The organism is Neobacillus sp. FW104-15D2 (assembly GCF_058790155.1).
Genome location: NZ_JBYTCJ010000019.1, coordinates 1 through 15205, shown reverse-complemented (window position 1 = coordinate 15205; position 15205 = coordinate 1). Strand labels below are relative to the sequence as shown.

General features: G+C 38.1%; 13 protein-coding genes, 1 pseudogene and 1 riboswitch. Of the genes and pseudogenes, 8 read left to right on the top strand and 6 right to left on the bottom strand.

What is annotated here, in order from left to right; genetic code table 11:
• Positions 1–92: 92 nt before the first annotated feature.
• The gene (locus AC3WR0_RS15370) at positions 93–1634 is read right to left on the bottom strand and encodes a GNAT family N-acetyltransferase (RefSeq protein ID WP_492553133.1); all 1542 of its coding nucleotides are present in this window, start codon (positions 1632–1634) and stop codon (positions 93–95) included.
• 233 nt (positions 1635–1867) lie between these two features.
• Between AC3WR0_RS15370 and AC3WR0_RS15365 the strand changes: the two genes are divergently transcribed.
• Positions 1868–2503 carry a pentapeptide repeat-containing protein gene (locus AC3WR0_RS15365; RefSeq protein WP_492553132.1) on the top strand — a complete coding sequence of 212 codons (636 nt, stop codon included), beginning with the start codon at positions 1868–1870 and terminating at the stop codon, positions 2501–2503.
• A gap of 55 nt (positions 2504–2558) precedes the next feature.
• Here AC3WR0_RS15365 and AC3WR0_RS15360 read toward each other — a convergent pair whose 3' ends face one another.
• A complete protein-coding gene (locus tag AC3WR0_RS15360; protein WP_492553131.1) occupies positions 2559–3104 on the bottom strand; it encodes a glutathione peroxidase in 546 nt (181 codons plus the stop codon).
• A 139-nt stretch (positions 3105–3243) separates the two neighbouring features.
• On the bottom strand, positions 3244–4059 hold the full coding sequence (locus AC3WR0_RS15355; RefSeq protein ID WP_492553130.1) for an alpha/beta fold hydrolase: 816 nt from the start codon (positions 4057–4059) through the stop codon (positions 3244–3246).
• 423 nt (positions 4060–4482) lie between these two features.
• On the opposite strand from AC3WR0_RS15355, the gene AC3WR0_RS15350 reads away from it, so the two are divergent.
• The gene (locus tag AC3WR0_RS15350) at positions 4483–5838 is read left to right on the top strand and encodes an MFS transporter (RefSeq protein WP_492553129.1); all 1356 of its coding nucleotides are present in this window, start codon (positions 4483–4485) and stop codon (positions 5836–5838) included.
• 50 nt (positions 5839–5888) lie between these two features.
• Here AC3WR0_RS15350 and AC3WR0_RS15345 read toward each other — a convergent pair whose 3' ends face one another.
• Positions 5889–6329, bottom strand: coding sequence for a GNAT family N-acetyltransferase (locus AC3WR0_RS15345; protein ID WP_492553128.1), 441 nt, complete (start codon positions 6327–6329; stop codon positions 5889–5891).
• A 119-nt stretch (positions 6330–6448) separates the two neighbouring features.
• Here AC3WR0_RS15345 and pdxR point away from each other — a divergent pair, with 119 nt between their 5' ends.
• The gene (gene pdxR / locus AC3WR0_RS15340; RefSeq protein WP_492553127.1) at positions 6449–7837 is read left to right on the top strand and encodes a MocR-like pyridoxine biosynthesis transcription factor PdxR; all 1389 of its coding nucleotides are present in this window, start codon (positions 6449–6451) and stop codon (positions 7835–7837) included.
• A 199-nt stretch (positions 7838–8036) separates the two neighbouring features.
• A riboswitch (purine riboswitch) is annotated at positions 8037–8136 on the top strand.
• Positions 8137–8213: 77 nt separating this feature from the next.
• Entirely contained in the window at positions 8214–9407 is a 1194-nt protein-coding gene (locus AC3WR0_RS15335; protein WP_492553126.1) for an MFS transporter, read from the top strand.
• Positions 9408–9535: 128 nt separating this feature from the next.
• Here the strand turns inward: AC3WR0_RS15335 and AC3WR0_RS15330 are convergent, their stop codons facing one another.
• A complete protein-coding gene (locus tag AC3WR0_RS15330) occupies positions 9536–10330 on the bottom strand; it encodes a putative protein N(5)-glutamine methyltransferase (RefSeq protein WP_492553216.1) in 795 nt (264 codons plus the stop codon).
• Positions 10331–10735: 405 nt separating this feature from the next.
• Here AC3WR0_RS15330 and AC3WR0_RS15325 point away from each other — a divergent pair, with 405 nt between their 5' ends.
• On the top strand, positions 10736–11302 hold the full coding sequence (locus tag AC3WR0_RS15325; RefSeq protein WP_492553125.1) for an MEDS domain-containing protein: 567 nt from the start codon (positions 10736–10738) through the stop codon (positions 11300–11302).
• A 509-nt stretch (positions 11303–11811) separates the two neighbouring features.
• On the opposite strand, the gene AC3WR0_RS15320 is transcribed toward AC3WR0_RS15325, so the two are convergent.
• Positions 11812–12279 carry a CBO0543 family protein gene (locus tag AC3WR0_RS15320; RefSeq protein ID WP_492553124.1) on the bottom strand — a complete coding sequence of 156 codons (468 nt, stop codon included), beginning with the start codon at positions 12277–12279 and terminating at the stop codon, positions 11812–11814.
• Positions 12280–12480: 201 nt separating this feature from the next.
• Here AC3WR0_RS15320 and AC3WR0_RS15315 point away from each other — a divergent pair, with 201 nt between their 5' ends.
• From AC3WR0_RS15315 to AC3WR0_RS15305, 3 genes and pseudogenes are all read left to right on the top strand, one after another.
• On the top strand, positions 12481–13536 hold the full coding sequence (locus tag AC3WR0_RS15315; protein WP_492553123.1) for a DUF3231 family protein: 1056 nt from the start codon (positions 12481–12483) through the stop codon (positions 13534–13536).
• A 177-nt stretch (positions 13537–13713) separates the two neighbouring features.
• A pseudogene (locus AC3WR0_RS15310) lies at positions 13714–14037 on the top strand (manganese catalase family protein); the annotation flags it as partial.
• A 132-nt stretch (positions 14038–14169) separates the two neighbouring features.
• Complete coding sequence (locus tag AC3WR0_RS15305; protein WP_492553122.1) at positions 14170–15063, top strand: diacylglycerol/lipid kinase family protein; 894 nt, start codon at positions 14170–14172, stop codon at positions 15061–15063.
• The last annotated feature ends 142 nt before the right edge of the window (positions 15064–15205 follow it).

Sequence of the window (15205 nt, the reverse complement as noted above, 5' to 3'; positions counted from 1 at the left end):
CTGGGCATCATAATTAAAAACCTGCCAGTGAATGGAAACATAAAAAGAGACACCGTCATTCTCACGGTGTCTCTTATTTATAGTAAAAGGGATTAACTTAAGTTTTTCCATTCAACTCTGTACAAATCATGTCGCCGATCGCGCAGTTGGCTCATTGAACCGGAATTTCTTGAACGTCTTAGCTGCTCGAGGTCAACGTCTCCGACAACAACTGTATCTATATTGGCATCACATTCACCGACAATTCCATCTCGTGCGAATTCAAAATCAGAAGGTGAGAAAATGCCCGATTGAGCATATTGAATGTCCATATTTTCTACATGTGTTAAGTTGCCAACGGTTCCGGCAATGCAGGTATATACTTGGTTTTCAATGGCTCGTGCCTGTGCACAGTAGCGTACCCGAAGATACGCTTGGCGATCCTCCGCACTAAAAGGAACAAAAATGATATTGGCTCCCTTATCTGCGGCAATCCTAGCGAGTTCAGGAAACTCGATATCGTAAGAAAGCTGGATGGCTATTTTTCCAGAATCTGTGTTAAACACATGTATTTCATTTCCTTCAGAAATTCCCCACCACTTTTTCTCGTTAGGTGTCACATGAATTTTAGACTGCTTTTCAATGGTCCCATCCCTGCGGAAGAGAAAACCGACATTAAACACATCCCCGTTTTCTTCTACGAAGTGAGACCCTCCAACTATATTGATGTTATATCTTACGGCTAGCTGCGTGAACAGTTCCATGTATTGGTCGGTAAAGGTGGCTAAGCGCCTTACTGCCCGGTCCGGCCGTTTTTCTTCGAGAAATGACATCAATTGGGTTGTAAATATCTCTGGAAAGACAGCAAAATCCGATCCGAAATCCGCAGCAACATCTACATAGTACTCAACCTGGCGGCAGAAATCCTCAAAGGACTCAATTTTTTTCATCATGTACTGGACCGCACAAATTCTAACCGGCAGCGCTGTACGATAAATTCGCTTAGACTTGGGACGGTAATCAACGTTATTCCACTCCATCAAGGTCGCCATTGATTCAGAGGCCTTGTCATCTGGGAGGTATTTTGTATTAAGCCGTTTAATGGCAAATCCTTGCAGGAGCTGGAAGGACAGCACAGGGTCATAAATGCTGTGCTTCTCAACAGCTGAGACATACTCACGAGCCGTCATTTCATCTTTATATTTGTGGTAATTCGGAATCCGTCCGCCAATGAGGATGCTTTTAAGATTTAATCGAACCGCGAGATCCTTGCGTGCCTCGTAAAGACGGTGCCCTAATTTCATGCGTCGGTATTCTGGGTCCACCATTACCTCAATCCCGTATAAATTGAATCCTTCAGGGTCATGATTGGTGATATACCCATTGGCAGTTATATCGTCCCAGGTGTGCTGGTCATCATATTCGACAAAATTAACGATTAAGCTGGAACAGGAACCTACAATTTTGTCCTCATATTCTACACAGAACTGACCCTCAGGGAAAGTTCGTATGTGACTGAGCAATTGCTCACGCTTCCATGGGTCCATGTTAGGAAAGCAAACTCTGCCTAATTCCATAATGGCATCAATATCTTCTACGCGTATGTTGCGGATAATTATTTTCTTCTCATATTTCGACATATCTGTATCTGACACAAACCACACATCCTTGCTTTAATTGTACGACAAATCATTTACCTAAAAATGGTATAGTTAGAAAGGTCATTTTTCCTATATAATTCCCTCTCTAATTAAAATTAAGCATACTCCTCCCCTAATTTTTATTCAATTATTCTATTTATTATTGGAATTTACGGGTTGCACCGCCCCTTGCCCTTTATGGTATATTACTCTTGTTGAAAAAATAGTTTGATAAGTGAGGCATCGGCATGAAAATTGATTTACCTAAAATCTCAAGAGAGCTACCAATAAGAAGCTTCCAGGAAATTTTTTATGAAGAAGACCCTGAATTAGATATGTGTAAAGTTAAGGACTCTGTTTTTGAAAATGAAGTGGTTGACAGAGTACGTTTATCGAATATGATCGTTGAACGAAGCAGATTTACGAATTCAGATTTAAAGAATATTGATATGACAGATGTAATCCTTGAAAATTGTGATTTATCCAATGCTAATTTGAGCAAGTCGTCGATTCACAGGGTGATTTTTAAAAATTGTAAATTACTCGGTGTGGATTTTACTGAATCCCGTTTTGGAAATGTTCAATTTGACAATTGTGTATTAAACCTTACTACCTTTGCAGACTCGAAGCTTGAAAAAGTAAGCTTTCAAGAAGCCTCCCTAAAAAGCACGGATTTCTACAACTGTAAGCTAAAACAAGTTGAATTCCCACTCTGCAACCTGGACGCTGCAAATTTTGATCAAACCTCACTAAAAGGAATCGATATTAGTTCTTCTACCTTTGAAACGCTTACCATATTGATGGAAGATTTAAAAGGGTGCAAGGTTTCTTCCCACCAAGCCATCCAATTTGCGGCTCTAATGGGACTAATTATTAAAGACTAGTAATTGAAAGCAAAAAGAAGGCGCTGTGATAAGCTCCTTCTTTTTAATACGGCCATTATAGTATTGCTTGAATACTAGACTCCATTTCAAATGGCTCTGTGGTGGATTCGAAACGGTTCACAACATTACCTTCCCTATCGACAAGAAACTTAGTAAAATTCCATTTAATAGAGTCCCCAACCAAGTAATGAGGGTACCTTTCAATAAGGGGAGACGTGAGCAGCTTGGAAGTGGGATGGTGCCTGTTAAACCCTTCAAATGGTTTTTTGCTAGTTAAATAGGTGAAAAGCGGATGAGCCTCATCATCGCGAACATCGATTTTTTTAAAAATAGGAAAGTTAACTCCATGATTTAAAGCACAGAATTCAGTAATTTCTCCATCCTGTAAAGGCTCCTGCTCCGCAAACTGATTAGAAGGAAATGCCAGAATTTGCAGGCCCTTTTCCCCATAGAGCTCCTGCAGCTTTTGAAGGTCAGTTAATTGTGGGGTAAAACCACACTTGGTAGCAGTATTCACAATTAACAAGACCTTTCCTTTATACTTTTCTAAACTTGTGGTTAAACCACTTGATGTTTTTACTTTGTAATCAAAAACAGACATTGCTTTTCCGCCTTCCTTAACATGCTGGTGTATTGAATAAGCTTATTATATAGGTATATAATCCTACTGTAACTTTTGGATGTGCTGTTCTTTTTTTAAAAGGAAAGAGAAAATTTAATTGAAGATATGCTGGTTTAGGCTAGCGTACACCTTGGGAAACGCGGTCAAGCCATTCACCCATTAAGAGGTTAAAAAGAGTATCCTGCTCAATTTGCAAGTTATGTGAGGCCTTATCAAGTACTGCAAAACTAGCCCTAGGATACCGTTCGATGATGTTAAAAGCATCTTTATAGCCAGTTACAGCATCCTGCCTTCCTACAAGAAATAGGCTTGGACCTTCAAAAAAGTCATCTAAGTCAAATGTAAATCCATAATTCTTCTTAATCTTCTCTAAAAATTCTTCATCAGCGATTTGGCTTCCGCTTAAAACTTCATTTTTGTATCGCGTACAGACATACTCATCAAGAACAACACTCAGTGAACGAAAACCCTCCTGATCTTCTTGGCTTAAGGTCTTCATAAACTCACTATCTTCATATATGACCATATGCTCAGGCAGGGACCTTTTTTCCATTTCGGGAATAATGACGGGACAGATGAAAGCTGCCCCTTCCACTTTTTCTTTCATTTTTGTGATAACTCCCCGTGCTAAATAACCGCCATAGGATTCTCCAGCCAGCAGGAATGATTCTCCCGGAATGATCGTTTCAATAAACTGGAGAACGACATCCAGCATATCATCTGTATTATTTATATTTCCGGATCCCTTTGTTTTCCCCATTCCGGGCAGGTCAAGATAAATCCTTCTATATCCCTCTTTGTCTTTAAAAAGTGGTTCCATGCAGCCGATCATTACTCTTGAATCTGGTGCAAAACCATGAATGCATATCACCGGTTTTCCTTCTCCGTATTCTTGATAATGAATCTCTACATCTCTAATTAGACACTTTGCCATCTTCTCTTAACCTCACTTTGTTATAAAGATATTTAACGCTTCTTCCCAACCGTTCCAATCTACATAAATCTGGTTTTTCATTTTTCGTCCCCTTTTAAAAAATATTAGTTTACCAAGCAACCAAGCAGGGAATTGATTATAGGTAATATATTCTAAATTTTTTTGTAACCCCCTTTTTTATTTTAAAAATAAGTTAGTACTTTAGTTGATTAATCTGTTAATCTATCAAAATATTTCAGATTTTTCGACAAAAGGCGTATACTTATTTAGGAGGCAGAAATTATGCTGAAATAAGTTATCGGCGAAGCGGACTTTTCGTACACAGCGTTAAAACTAAGGACACAGTATTTACTCTAAAGGCTTTTGACTGCATTTTTACATAATTTTCGTCATCTTTTTTTACGAGAAAAAGAAAGGGTTTTCATGCATTTACTTAGGAGGGGATGGGTTTTGAAACAATCAGATCAACGCGCACTGAATCGGCGCATCACAAGCAATATCTTCAAGGGGTCACTGGGAAATCTAATTGAATGGTATGACTGGTATGTGTATTCAGCTTTTGCAGTATACTTTTCAGCAGAATTTTTCCCGGCAGGAAATACAACTCTCCAATTGCTTAACACCGCGGGAGTTTTTGCGATTGGATTCTTAATGCGACCAATTGGAAGTATCATAATGGGACGTTATGCTGACAGGCATGGACGCCGAGCAGGACTCACCCTTTCGGTAGCCATCATGGCTTTAGGGTCTCTTGTTATTGCGTTTACTCCGGGTTACAGCAGTATTGGGGTTCTTTCACCTATCATTCTGGTAATTGCCCGTTTGATACAAGGGATATCGCTTGGCGGTGAATATGGAACTTCTGCTACCTACTTATCAGAAGTTGCCAGCAGCGGACGCAGAGGATATTATTCCAGTTTCCAATACGTAACGCTTGTTGGCGGACAGCTGGTAGCTCTCGGTGTTCAAATCATACTCCAGCAAATCCTGAACGATGACCAAATGGTTTCATGGGGATGGCGCATTCCATTCGTAATTGGTGCTCTCGGTGCATTACTTGTACTTTGGCTGCGACGTTCGATGGATGAATCAGAGCAATTTGAGAAAAGTAACAAAAATAGTGTTAATGCCGGAACCATTAAAGCTTTAATGAAATATCCCAAAGCGGTTATGACAGTGATCGGCCTTACGCTTGGTGGAACAGTTGCATTCTACACGTATACTACTTACTTGCAAAAGTACATGATCAACACCGTTGGCCTTGATAAACAATCGGTTAGCTGGATTAACTTTATTGCATTACTGATTTTCGTTGTTCTTCAGCCGCTTGCAGGTTCTCTGTCTGATAAAATTGGACGGCGTAAACTATTACTGTGCTTTGGTATTTTTGGTACATTGCTCACTGCTCCGCTGTTTTTCTTAATGAGAGATACAAACAGTCCTTTTGTCGCATTCCTGCTCATGATGGTGGGACTAATCATTGTAACTGGATACACCTCAATCAATGCGATAGTTAAAGCGGAACTGTTCCCAACAGAAATTCGGGCGCTTGGTGTAGGCTTCCCTTATTCTCTCACCGTTGCCATTTTTGGGGGAACAGCGGAATTCATCGCTTTATGGCTTAAAAACATCGGATTCGAGTCTCTATTCTTCTTCTATGTAGCAATTTGTATCTTAATCAGCCTTATCGCCTACTGGCGTATGGGAGAGTCCTCTAAAAACTCTCAAATTGAAGCGGATTTCAACAGGAAAACTCCGCCTAACCAAAAAGCTCAATAAATCAGAAAAACGCTGTTCGGCACTTCGCCGGCAGCGTTTTTTTAAAAGATTCAAAAGTATTTTATATAACTATCATACTCGTTATCAATCCGCATTCCCATTTCTTCATATAATGCTTTTGCTGTTTGGTTGTCAGGGGCAGTTTGCAGCGAAACATATCTCGCCTTTTCTTTTTCACAGAAACAGAAGGCTTCCTGCATTAATGCTTTTCCTACTCCCTTTTTCCGGAAGTCTGGATCGACAAATAAATCATTTAAAATAAATGCCCTCTTCATACCGACGGATGTGAAGGTGGGATATAATTGTACAAATCCGGCTGCCTTTTCCGCGTGGTAAGCCATAAAAATTTTTGACTCTTGATTTTCAATCCTTGCCTGGATAAATTCTTTTGCCCCTTCTAAATCACTAGTCTGCCTGTAAAACATGCGATATTGATTGAAAAGTGAGCCTATCTCATTTAAATTCGTCATACTGCCTTCAACTATTTTCATCTTTTACCTAACCCTCCCCTAAAATTTCTCTTGATTCTTTGTTCTGATTATTTCACAATTATTGACATAAATTAAAGTAACAGTTTCAATCATTTCAACATGTCAGAAGGTGAAAAAATTTGAAAGAGTTATTGATTCTTATAAATGAATTCAGTCCAAAATATAAGCAGGTGTATCAGTCCATTCGCTCTCTTATTGAAAAAGGAGATTTAAAAAAGGATGCAAAGCTCCCTTCTATCCGCCGGCTTGCGGATACCTTGCAGGTTAGCAGAAATACGACTCTAATAGCCTACGAACAATTGCTCGCAGAAGGTTATATTCGCAGCGAGCAAAAAAAAGGATATTTTGTGGAATCTATATCACCTTTTGATTTACATAGTGTACACGTAACAGAAATAAAAGAACGAGAGAAAGGACATGACATAGTCATTGACTTTAGAGCAGGAACAGTTGATCAGCACGCCTTCCCCCTAAAAGCCTGGAGGCAATGTTCGAATGAAGGACTAAAGGAAGAAATATCGTTTACTTATGGTGACAGGCAGGGTGATCCACTTCTTCGTGAAAAAATAGCAAACTATTTACTTCAATCAAGGGGCATTCGGACAAGTCCGAATTCTATTGTCATTGGCAGCAGCACACAGCAGCTCTTAATGCATTTATCTCTCTTATTAAAAAGTGACCATACATCGATTGCGGTTGAAAATCCCGGGTATGATGGAGCCCGAATTATTTTTAAAATGAACGGGTATAAATTGGAGCCAGTTCAAGTCACGGAAAAGGGCTTATCTTTAAATCAGTTAAATCAAGTTGATTCGAAGCTCGTCTACATCACTCCATCCCATCAATTTCCTACTGGTGTAACACTCCCAATCTCGGAGCGTCAGCAATTGCTTCAGTGGGCGGAACAACAGAATGGCTATATCATTGAGGATGATTATGATAGTGAGTTTCGTTATAAGCAAAATCCGATACCGGCTCTTGCCTCCCTGCAGCAGGAAGCGCGAGTCATATATCTTGGCACCTTCTCGAAAGCATTTTTGCCATCCATACGATTGAGTTATATGGTGCTTCCAACAATTTTGCTATCACAATATAAGCATCTGTTTCAAGATGTTGAACAAACAGCATCGGGACTCCATCAGCGGACCCTTGCCCGTTTTATGGAGCTCGGCCATTGGGATTCACATATACGAAAAATGCGGGCCATTTATAAACGGAAAATGCAGTATCTCGTCCAAACACTGCAAAAAACCTTTGATGATCGGATTGAAATCATGGGTTCTCAATCGGGACTCTATTTATTAATTCAGGTAAAGTCCCCTTCCATTGAAGCCAATCTAATCCAACAAGCACAAGAACTGGGAGTCAAAGTCTATCCTACCTCTCATTACTTTGCTGGCAAATACCCTGATGAACCGATCTTCCAATTAGGATTCAGCAATTTATCAATGGATCAGATCAGTTTAGGTGTACAGTTATTAGCACAAGCATGGGATTTAGAAAAATAAATCTGTCTTTTCTCTTATTTTCAAAATAAAGTTAGATCATAACCTAGATGTTGATGAGGCGGAATGAACGCCACATTTAGAAGTAAAAAATAAACTTGCGAATCAGTATCGTGAGTTTTTCAGTGATAAAATTAAGTAAAGTACCAGAATTTGATACTTGAAAAAATAGAGGAAAACTACTATACTTTTCAAAGTGCATTTTAAAAAATTAAATATCAACTGTATAACCTCAAGAATATGGCTTGAGGGTCTCTACCAGGAACCATAAAATCCTGATTACAGAAAATGATTGAATCATTTTTTGTAATCAGGATTTTTTTATTTTCCAAAGATACATTTTATTTATATTTATTCATTGAAAGGACGTAAATAGATTATGAACTTAAAGATTATTATTCTTGCATTATCAACTGTCGCCGCTGGACTGGTTGAATTAATAGTAGGTGGAATCCTGCCAACAATCGCAAACGACTTTAACATCTCAATAAGCTCGGCTGGACAACTAATCACAGTGTTCGCGCTTATTTATGCTGTTGCCGGTCCTGTGTTACTTGTCTTAACCTCAAAAATGGAGCGGAAAAAATTATATCTTGCTTCCTTGTTTGTTTTCTTCATCGGCAATATTATGACCTATTTCAGTCCAAGTTTTAGCTTTATGATGGTTGCCAGAATTTTGACTGCAATGAGTACAGCACTTATCGTTATACTGTCCTTAACCTTATCTGCAAAAATCGTTTCTCCAGCACACCGAGCAAAGGCTTTGGGACTCATATATATGGGCATTAGTTCATCACTTGTATTGGGCGTCCCGCTGGGAATTCTTATTTCTAATACATTCGGCTGGCGTGTCATTTTCCTAGGTATTGCTATTTTATCCATAGGCTCCATTGTACTTATTTCAATCTTTTTGGAACGAATTCCTGGGGAAAACACGGTTCCACTTTCACAACAATTACGGGCAGTGGGCAGTATAAAAATAGGAAGTGCACATCTTGCAACCATGTTTATGCTTGCAGGACATTATACCCTTTATGCGTACTTCACTCCATTTTTAGAAATGGAACTTCATCTGAATTCCAATTGGATCAGTATTTGTTATTTATTATTTGGTATTGCTGCGGTATGTGGCGGAGCTTTCGGAGGAATTCTTTCGGATTCGATTGGGTCTCATAAAAGCATCATTTTAGTAATCAGTGCATTTGCCGCTGCACTATTCTTATTACCATTAACGACTTTTTCACTTATTATATTTGTACCAATTATGATGATTTGGGCAGCATTAAGCTGGAGCCTTGCTCCGCCGCAACAAAGTTACTTGATTGAAACGGACCCTGCTTCATCTGACATTCAGCAAAGCTTTAATAATTCAGCCTTGCAAATCGGCATTTCACTTGGTTCTGCCTTTGGCGGCATCGTTTTAGAGCAAACCGGAACAGTTTCCAAAACAGCATGGTTTGGAGGCGCCATTGTCATGATCTCTCTCCTTTTTGCGGTCATTTCTTTAACAAGAAAAACGATAAAAAGAGAAAATAGGATGATCGTTTCATCTGTACAAAAATCTAATACATGATTGAGTTTTAAATTTCGGGAAAATGAGTACCTGTCATCAGTCATGGCAAAAAAATAGAAAGTCACTGGGATACTATTCCCAGTGACTTTTATTTTTATATTGAAATCCTCTAATCTCGTTTAACCAATTTAGTAGCCATAATTTGTTCCAATAACAACTGTGGCATCCAGTTCATCATCTTTGGCAATTTTGGTAGCTAGTCCGGTATTTTCAAAGATTGCAAAGGTTTGAGCCGCCTGCCTTTCGCTCGTCTCTACCAATAAATGCCCTCCGGGAGCAAGCCAGTGTGATGCCTGTTCGGCAACCTTACGCTGAAGGTCTAGTCCGTCCTTTCCACCATCCAATGTCTGTTTTGGTTCATATAAACGTGCCTCCTGGGGAAGTAACTTTATTGCATCAGTAGGAACGTAAGGTGCGTTGGCAACTATAATGTTCACGCGGCCTTTCAACGAATGGGGCAATGCTTCATACAGGTCACCTATATAAACATGGCCACCAATGTTAGATATGTTACATGAGGCACATTGTACAGCTATTGGGTCAATGTCAACGGAATGTAATGAAATATTATGAAAGTTTGTTGTTATTACAGCACCCACAGCTCCGGACCCGCAACATAAATCAACCACAATTTCATTATTTCTGGTCAATGCAACTGTCTGCTGTACCAGAAACTTCGTACGTTGACGGGGTACAAAAACTCCCTTTTTAACTTCTATTCGAGCCCCGCAAAAATTTGCAAATCCAAGTACGTATTCAAGTGGCAAGCCACTGGCTCTTTTTTCTACCATTTTCATTAAATCCTCTATACTGCCAGCCTCTGATATTAGTAAACGTGCTTCTTCTTCAGCAAAAATACAACCCTCGCTCCGTAGTCTATCAGTTATACTTTTTTCCACTTTGTTATTTACAGAGAAGGTCATTTTCTGTTCTATTTCACTCACCACTTTAGAAAGGATATAGTTTTTTATCATCTTTATTCAGGTACTGAAAGAAATATCCTTCTTAAACACAACTACCCTATAGCACAATAAAAAAACAGCGAGTATCCTTTTAGTGGAAAAACCGCTTTCCGAACCAGGTCGAAACATTTATTCCAGCTCCAAAAAAAAGAAGTCGAAGTCTTTCAGGAAATGAATACTCTCGATGAAAATTTCCATAATTTTTTAGAATCTGTGTTATACTTGCAAGAAGCAAAAAATGCAAGGGTAATCATGGTGAACTGTATAAGAACGCTAGCATTTCATCTGCACAAAATAACTGGAGAACACGTTTTTATCGTTTTTCAGAATGAAGCAGTCTGTTTGCATATGAATGGAGGTTCTATTTTGGGACAAAAGCATTATAAAGAAATAAATCACCTTAAAAACCTTAGCGAGGGACATATATTATATTTTTCCGAGAACGTGGAAGAGTATATTAATAATGTCGTTGATTTTGTTATGTCCGGATTGGAACAAAATCAATATTCCGTAATAATAGAAAATGACCGAATAAGTCCATTGGTGAAAAAAAGACTTACATCGATGTTAAAAGAAAGCGATTTAAATAAGGTTAAGTTTATCAATAATTATTACTTTTATTATGTCAAAGGAGATTTTCAATGTAATTCCATTTTCGATTTTCTTCCCAAGTTAATTGAAAACTATACAGAACAAGAATTTTCTGTCCGCAGCTGGGCACACGTAGAATGGGGAAATGAACAGGAAGTTCATAATAAATTAGTAGCTTCTGAAAAAGAAGCTGATGTAATTGTAAGTGAAAAAAGACTTCTCTCTGTTTGTGCCTACGATTCAGATAGGGTAAGCGAAGAGCTTAGGAGAAACCTTCTTCTTCGCCACAATTATCTTATGAATGATCAGGGCGATAGGCAAGAAAAAGTTAATATTTCGTAGACTTGGACAGCAATAAACAGTGTCAGGTTATGATAGTCAGTGTCTTATTGAATTAAACTGTGCCTTTGGACAATATGGCAAACTAGCTATTTCGTAGCCGGATTTTGAACTCTAGCCCCCTCAGTTTAACATGGGGTATTAACTTGGTTTAAGAACTGAACTTAAATTTACCCACTCCAAAAGTGATAATTTAATTATAGGATGTTCTTTTAATAAGTTTTGCCCCACAAGAATCTTGATTTATTTTCTTTCCCCCTTCAAATACTTTTTTTGGTTCCATCCTTCCTATAGTGACAATTTCTCCACTATTTTTTTCCTAAAGTTTAAGTATCGCAGTGCTTTAATGTTAATGAGATAATTTAACACATTAGCGTTAAAATCTTCTTCTATGACCACACCATTTGGTTTAATAAATAGCTTTTACTTTCTAGCAAATCTACCTGGTGCAATGTAAAAAAAGTCAACAGAGTCTGTTGACTTTTCTCCTTTTATTCTCCGGATTTGTATGATTAAAAACTTCGTTTCATCATTTTTTTGAAAAACTCATAATGGAAAACTAGGATGTAAATTAGAAATGGATAGCATAAGGCTGAATACCAAATTTTCCACTTATAGTAGTTGATAAAATGAAATTTAAAACAAATAAACTCAAATAAAACAGTAAGTAAACTTATCATCAGTATGTATCCTGCTTTCCATTTTATCGGTTTATCAAAAGGATAAAAATTTAACAGGATTATGCTGGTAGTAGAATATAAAATCACTTGCCCGATTAAGGGCGGTATTTGTATTCCAGCCTTATCTAGTACATAGAGTTTATATTTTACAGCTAATATGGTATCCACAAGTAGTCCAAATAGTGCAGCAAACAAAGAGGTTACATAGATTTCATATAGTTTCAATTTTTTAGGTATTTTATATGCAATGAAACTAAATATGAAGCTTGCTAAATAAACAAATATCGTTTGTAGTTCCATTTCTATACCCTCACCTATTGAAACTATTTCTCTTTAGTATTGATTGTTTGTTCTAACTTTATTTGTTATTCAAAATTGCCGTTTATGACGGTATGTTATATGGAGAAAAAGGCTAACTATACAAGTTGTGCATAAAAAATACTAATATTTTTCATCAATATATAGATAATATAATTATTAAAACAAAAATGGAGGAACAAAATGGATAAAAATTCTTTCATTAATAAAGAGATCGATGAGCATCAGCAAAATAAACAGTTAACCTCAGCGGAATTAGCTGACTTGTTTAATAATTTTATGGGAGATTCCTTATTTTGTTGTGTGTTTGAGCATTATCTTCAAGTGGTTAAGGATGATGAGGTTAAAGATTTTGTGGAATTTGCATTAGCACTTTCCAGAAGACATCTAGAAGATATTAAAAATATTTTGATGATGGAAAAAATACCTGTTCCTGTTGGATTTGGAGAACAGGATATTCGAAAAGATGCTCCCCGACTATTCAGTGATATGTTCATGGTGTTTTATATTACGAATATGTCGAGTGCCTCGCTAATGATTTACGGAAATGCTTTTTCAAATGCCTCGCGTCAAGATATTATGAATTATTTTAGAAGCTCTTTAAACGATTCCGCGGAAACATATGAAAGAGGAATACATTTATTACTCTCAAAAGGAATGGATATTAGTTCTCCAACGATACCTTATGCTAAAAAGGTTGATTTCGTAGAAAAAAAATCCTTTATTTCCATTATTACAGGTAGGGACCGCCCACTTACAGCGAATGAAATTAAGCATCTGCACTATAACATCAATACCAATATTTTAGGTAAATCCTTAATGATAGGATTCAGTCAGGTTGCATCTTCAGAGAAGCTAAAAAAATACTTCAGGGAAGGAGCAGAACTTTCTGATAACCAAATTATGAGTTTTGCTATTCATTTAACAAAACAGGACTTACCCTCTCCTAAGTTGACTGATGAACATATAACTGACTCAACCTCTTCTCCTTTTTCAGATAAACTTATGCTGTATCATGCGTCGTTAGCCGGGACCGTTGCTCTTACTAACATAGGTACTGCTCTTTCACAAATGATGAGACATGACTTAGCGGCAGAGTTAATGAAGTTCATTCCTCTCATTGGGAAGTACAATAATGACGGATTAAATATGATGATAGAACATGGTTGGCTTGAAGAACCCTTTACTGCTGCCGACAGAGTAGAAATTTCAAAATCTTCATCAGGGAATCAGGCATAAAACTTTTTATTTTAAAGCCATTTAGCTATTTTCCCTTCATTAAAAAGCAGGCAGGTAGAAATGTGAATAAGAATGCAATAGAAAAATTACTTTGGTCTCTTGCCTTACTTGTTTTGGTCGCTCATTAAATCGGTAATATAGAAAAGGTCAATTTTTATAACCTATTTTATATGACAGATAGTACGTGATAATGCCCATCAAAATGCATTCGCTAAGGCATTGGAAACATTAGGAGTAGATTGGGGCAAATTATTCCCAATCCCAAATTATGATATAAACAAATATCCTGAATGTAAAAAGTATGTAGATATGGGCTTTCATAATGCTCAGTTCAACTTTAGGCTAGATGAAACACTGATAGGACAAATTTTTTCAGGACAAACTCCGAGCAGGAATGGTCAAGAACTTCAAGTTACTAACCCTCCAGATGGCTACCCTGTTCCGGAAATGCCAGAAATGCCGAATGAACATGCGCCAGGAATCAGTGATTTACAAAATTAATCTTCCCTTAAACACTTAGCTAAAGATGCTAAGTGTTTTTCGTTTTTTTAAATGGTTTAGATAAAAGAACGGACAGGTATGTAAAGAGTAATGGTCCCAATGATGGGAGCTTAATAATAGCTGGAGGACATCATGAAAAAAGCAATGATTATAGCCAATCCCACTTCAGGGAAAGAACAGGCAGAAGATTATATAAGGAAAACAGAAGAAGTGATCACAAACCTGTTTGATACGGTGGAGGTCCGCAAAACGGGAAAAGCAGGTGATGCTGCTGAGTTTGCATTAATGGCCTGCGAGGAAAAGTTCGACTCGGTCTATTGCCTGGGTGGAGACGGCACTGTCAATGAGGTCGTCAATGGTCTTGCCGGGCAGGTCCACCGCCCGAGGCTTGGGATTGTTCCCTTAGGTACAGTGAACGACTTTGCCAGGGCACTAGATATTCCCCTCGATCCCTTTAAAGCGATTGACATTTTCGGCACACCGTCTGTTCGTGCAGTTGATATTGGCAAAATCAACAAGGATTATTTTGCTAACGTACTCGCTGCCGGTGATGTCGCTGAGGCTACCTTCCAGGTTTCAATAGAGCAAAAAACAAAGCTCGGAAGTCTTGCTTATTTTCTTGAAGGGATAAAGGCATTCCTGCGCAAAGAACCGCTTCAATTGACTGTTCAGCATGATGAAGGGTTGTGGAAAGGTGAAGCCTTCCTTTTGATTGCTGCCTTAACCAATTCCGTTGGCGGGTTTGAATCTCTTGCCCCGGATGCAGCGGTAAATGACGGGAAGTTCCATGTGTTTATTGTAAAGGACCTGTCCATTACTAAAACAGCATTAATGTTACCGAAATTGATTTCGGGTGATTTGAAGGAAAGCAGTGAGGTTGACTACTTCAGAACAAGAACTCTTTCTGTTTATGCAGAAGGTGAGCATGCCGTTAACATTGACGGAGAAGAAGGCAAAACCCTTCCTTTCGAGGCATTGGTTCTTCCAGCTCATCTTCATGTCTATGTTCCTGCTGCAAAGGATTAAAAGTGGCTCCCGCTGGGGAGCAATTTGTTGAAAGCAAGCTTTCCATGTTGGTTTTTAATATTATATGACAAATTGTATTATTAAGTGCGACATCTAGAAAATACAAAAAAACCCACACTCGCTTCGTGTAAAATAGAAGTTA

What these genes read in the sequence shown, in the direction of transcription:
- AC3WR0_RS15315 (WP_492553123.1), top strand. Translation starts at nt 12,481, where the DNA reads ATGGATAAAAATTCTTTCATTAATAAAGAGATCGATGAGCATCAGCAA.
- AC3WR0_RS15335 (WP_492553126.1), top strand. Translation starts at nt 8,214, where the DNA reads ATGAACTTAAAGATTATTATTCTTGCATTATCAACTGTCGCCGCTGGA.
- AC3WR0_RS15350 (WP_492553129.1), top strand. Translation starts at nt 4,483, where the DNA reads ATGCATTTACTTAGGAGGGGATGGGTTTTGAAACAATCAGATCAACGC.
- AC3WR0_RS15365 (WP_492553132.1), top strand. Translation starts at nt 1,868, where the DNA reads ATGAAAATTGATTTACCTAAAATCTCAAGAGAGCTACCAATAAGAAGC.
- AC3WR0_RS15360 (WP_492553131.1), bottom strand. Translation starts at nt 3,104, where the DNA reads ATGTCTGTTTTTGATTACAAAGTAAAAACATCAAGTGGTTTAACCACA.
- AC3WR0_RS15305 (WP_492553122.1), top strand. Translation starts at nt 14,170, where the DNA reads ATGAAAAAAGCAATGATTATAGCCAATCCCACTTCAGGGAAAGAACAG.
- AC3WR0_RS15330 (WP_492553216.1), bottom strand. Translation starts at nt 10,330, where the DNA reads ATGACCTTCTCTGTAAATAACAAAGTGGAAAAAAGTATAACTGATAGA.
- AC3WR0_RS15355 (WP_492553130.1), bottom strand. Translation starts at nt 4,059, where the DNA reads ATGGCAAAGTGTCTAATTAGAGATGTAGAGATTCATTATCAAGAATAC.
- AC3WR0_RS15345 (WP_492553128.1), bottom strand. Translation starts at nt 6,329, where the DNA reads ATGAAAATAGTTGAAGGCAGTATGACGAATTTAAATGAGATAGGCTCA.
- AC3WR0_RS15320 (WP_492553124.1), bottom strand. Translation starts at nt 12,279, where the DNA reads ATGGAACTACAAACGATATTTGTTTATTTAGCAAGCTTCATATTTAGT.